Source organism: Mesorhizobium sp. LSJC269B00, assembly GCF_000502815.1.
Classification (GTDB): Bacteria; Pseudomonadota; Alphaproteobacteria; order Rhizobiales; family Rhizobiaceae; genus Mesorhizobium.
Genome location: NZ_AYVN01000039.1, coordinates 1 through 2,973, shown reverse-complemented (window position 1 = coordinate 2,973; position 2,973 = coordinate 1). Strand labels below are relative to the sequence as shown.

Below are 2,973 nucleotides of genomic sequence, written 5' to 3'. Positions count from 1 at the left end.
CTGACACTCCTTGCCAACACTCTCTCGCAAGGGCCGATAAGCGATACCGTTGCCCACAACATGGCACGCAATGGTCTGCTGCAAGCAGCGCGTTGCAATGCCGAGGTCGTGCAAGCTCTCGGTCTTGGAAAGCGGATCGCTGCCCGATGGCAAAAGGCCAATGCCAAGTGTCTGGCCGCCAACCGGAAAGCTGGGGATGTGGCAGGTGGGCTGGGTGCCATTTCAAAGTCGCTGCGCGTGCTGCTGCAATCGGCCATTCTTGCCGTCGGTGCGTACCTTGTCGTCAGGGAAGAGGCTACGGCCGGGGTCATGATTGCCAGTTCGATCATGATGGGGCGTGCGCTGGCTCCGGTCGACCTCGCCATTTCAAGCTGGAAACCCTTCCTCATGGCGCGCCAGGGTTGGGCGCGGCTGGAGGACCTCTTGGAAAAGGTTCCTGAAACCGCTCCTGTTATGCTAATGCCTGCACCTGAACGCGAACTGCGCCTCGAAAGCGTGACAATCGTTCCGCCCGGTGAAAGCAAGCCGACCGTGACCGGCATTGCGTTTGCCATTCAGGCGGGAAGCGCACTCGGGGTCATCGGCCCGTCGGGCTCGGGCAAGTCGACACTCTCGCGCGCCATCGTCGGCGCATGGACGCCGGTCGCCGGGAAGGTTCGCATCGACAGCGCAAGCCTCGATCAATGGGACCGGGAAGCACTAGGCCGTCACATCGGCTATCTGCCACAAGGTGTTGAATTGTTCGATGGCACCATTGCCGAAAACATCGCTCGTTTTGAACATGATCCTGACCCTGAGGCTATTGTCGCCGCGGCGAAAGCAGCGGGCACGCACGAACTGATCCTCCGATTTGAGCACGGATACGAAACTCCGATTGGTGAGGCCGGATCGGCACTTTCCGCCGGGCAGCGTCAGCTTATCGGTCTTGCCCGGGCCCTTTATCGAGACCCTTTCCTTGTCGTGCTGGATGAACCCAATGCCCATCTCGACGCGGAAGGCGAGGCTGCAGTCGTTAATGCGATCGCCTCCGTGCGCGAGCGCAAGGGCATTGCGGTTGTCGTCGCCCATCGGCCGAGCGCCATCCGCGCCGTGGATTTGGTGTTGGTGATGGAAGGTGGACGGCAGCGATCATTCGGTGCGCGTTCCAAAGTCCTGAAGGCCATCGAGTCTACGCAGGATCACGTGGCAGAGCGCGCTGACATGGAGGATCCCGGTGTCCGGCATTCATCAGAACAATGACGTTTCGAGTCCATTCGCCGGCACCTGGTGGCGGGCCTTCTGGCGAGCGTGATCTTTGTGGGAGGAGCCGGAGCCTGGGCGACCTTCACGAATCTCTCCGGTGCGGTTGTAGCGTCCGGACACTTTGTCGTCGTTTCCTAGTGAGAAGATACAGCACCCGACTGGCGGGGTGGTGGGAGAAATCCTGGTGCGCGAAAGCCGGATCGCAGCCGATCTGGCGACGGATGAAAAACCCGGCATTTCGTACTACCTGGTGCGCCTGTCGGTTCCGATCTCGGCTCGCGCGAACGCGCTCCCTAACGTTCCATTGCTCGCAATGGGCAGTGCCGGCGCGACTCGGCAACACAGCCCCATGCCCGTTCTTCCGAGGGCGGCCCAACCAGAACGACCGGTTACAAAGTTTCCTGGACCGTTCTTTGAGTGTGAATGTTCGGGCCGATTGCCTGGGCGCGTCCCCGCCGCCTGCGAGCCCGCAACTGCTCAGCAGAAGCGCGAAGTGAACGAGAATGCATCCATTTCGTAAATGTATGCCTATCCAAGCAATCGATTTCTCAAATTGTCCGATGACGAATATGAACGCGTCAGGCAGGGGCATCACTAGGAGTATTTTCAATGGCAAAGATTATCGAAGGTGGCCCGAGTTCCGAAACACTCCTCGGCACCGAGGGTGTTGACTGGATCGAGGGTTACCAGGGCGGTGACTGGCTTGACGGTCGTGGCGGCAACGACGAGATCTCGGGTGGCGCGGGCAGTGACCGAGCCATCGGCGGCAAGGGTAACGACCGCATCTTCGGCGGAGATGGCTGGGACGATCTCTCCGGCGACAACGGCCGCTTCAACGCGCGCGTCTCCGGTGAGGACAATGACAGGCTCAGCGGCGGACCCGGCCAGGATGTCCTCTACGTGGGTGACGGCCAGGACACGTTGACCGGGGGCAGCGACAGTGACACGTTCGTGTTCCAGTTCCACAATCCGGTGCCTGGGGTTGTCGGGTCGACGTCGGACATTACCACTATCACCGATTTCAACCCGGCGGAGGACAAGTTCGCCTTCGATGCGGTGGGCCTCTACAACGATGGTTTTGGCGCGAACTTCGTCAACAACGCCAGCATACAGTCCGGCTACCCGGTGAGCAGCTTCTACAGCGGTGCGGCCTCGGGTGCGAACGGCGAACACGTCGTGGTGATCACTGGCGAATCTTTCAACTCTGCTAATGAGGCGGCGAGTGCGATCTCCGGCGAGCACGCCGGCGACATCATTGTCTACCAAAGCAGCTACACCGACAGACTCGCAACTCTGGCCTATGTCACCGCCGACGGCAGCGCGCACGAGTTCGCCCACCTGGGCGGTGTGGTCACCGTGGCAGACCTGGGCCTGACCGCGTCCGACTTCACCTTCGTTTGATCCAGAAAACCCATACGGAACCGCGCCCGCCCCGCCCCCCTGGGCGGGCGCTTTCCCGTTTCCGCTACTTGCCATGGGCCGGGGCGCCCGGGAGCAGTCAGCGTGTACAGTGACGAAGCCCTGCGCGTCGCGCTGGTCGTGCACCGAAATCTCCCTGAAGGTGTGGAGGCGGATTCGCCTGTTCGGGCCCTCGCGGCCGACCACGATGAATCCCTTCCAAACTTTCAGCCGGACGGTGTTGTTGACCCGCTCCATTAAATGCCGGGACCAAACATATTCGGCGGGAGCACTGATCCTGAACAGCGAGCGGATGCAGTCGGTTGCCGGTCG

General features: G+C 61.3%; 3 protein-coding genes and 1 pseudogene. All 4 read left to right on the top strand.

All coding sequences use genetic code 11. The features are described 5' to 3' along the window. The coding region (locus tag X771_RS135750; RefSeq protein WP_023690712.1) for a type I secretion system permease/ATPase at nt 1-1,239 on the top strand (1,239 nt) is incomplete at its 5' end. Further along, nucleotides 1,214-1,456 (top strand): annotated as a pseudogene (locus X771_RS1000000169670) (HlyD family type I secretion periplasmic adaptor subunit); the annotation flags it as partial. The gene X771_RS135750 and the pseudogene X771_RS1000000169670, both read left to right, overlap by 26 nt. Before the next feature lie 395 nt (nt 1,457-1,851). Beyond that, nucleotides 1,852-2,643, top strand: a complete 792-nt coding sequence (locus tag X771_RS135755) for a hypothetical protein (protein WP_023690711.1) — start codon at nt 1,852-1,854, stop codon at nt 2,641-2,643. A 109-nt stretch (nt 2,644-2,752) separates the two neighbouring features. Further along, nucleotides 2,753-2,973 (top strand): hypothetical protein (locus X771_RS1000000168995; protein WP_210164670.1); only part of this gene is annotated, 221 nt, incomplete at its 3' end.